This window comes from Mesonia maritima (genome assembly GCF_042433895.1).
In the GTDB taxonomy this organism is placed as follows: Bacteria; Bacteroidota; Bacteroidia; order Flavobacteriales; family Flavobacteriaceae; genus Mesonia; species Mesonia maritima.
This window is the reverse complement of record NZ_JBHLUA010000028.1, coordinates 1-531: the sequence shown is the minus strand read 5'-3', so window position 1 is coordinate 531 and position 531 is coordinate 1. Positions and strand designations below refer to the sequence as shown.

Sequence of the window (531 nt, the reverse complement as noted above, 5' to 3'; positions counted from 1 at the left end):
ACTGCGATCAAAGCCAGCTTTTTGCTCTTACCCTTAGCTACAATACGCTGGTAAATCTCTCTACAGCCTTTGTTGTATTTACACGCATTGAACGCACATACAAACAACAGATTCCGGAGCTTTTTGTTTCCCACTTTACTGATCCTGCTTCTACCTCTTACACTACTTCCTGATTCCCGTATCCTTGGGGTCATCCCTACGTAACTACACAACTGGGAAGCTTTCTCAAACTTAGTAAAACCATCGGTTATCACCACTAAAAACAAGGCCGTTTTGATCCCTATGCCAGGTATACTGGTTAGCAAAGTTAATTGCTGCTGCTGATCTTGTTTTACAAGTTCCAGTAAGCGATCTTCAATCCTTTTAACCTCTTTGTTCAAGTGGTTGATATCTCGCTTTAAAGACCCATAAACATACTTGGACGGAATGCCAAGAACTTCTTCTGCGTGAAGTTTATTCTTGGTCGCCGTACGTTTCTTCAGGTAACTATCCATAAGGCGAAAGAGCTGCAGGCATTCTGCCTGTACATCA

The 531-nt window shown here is 42.4% G+C and carries 1 protein-coding gene; it reads right to left on the bottom strand.

Annotated features, from left to right (window positions below; genetic code table 11):
- Positions 1 to 531: transposase (locus ACFFGL_RS14815; RefSeq protein WP_378928706.1), on the bottom strand; the 531-nt coding region annotated here is incomplete at both ends.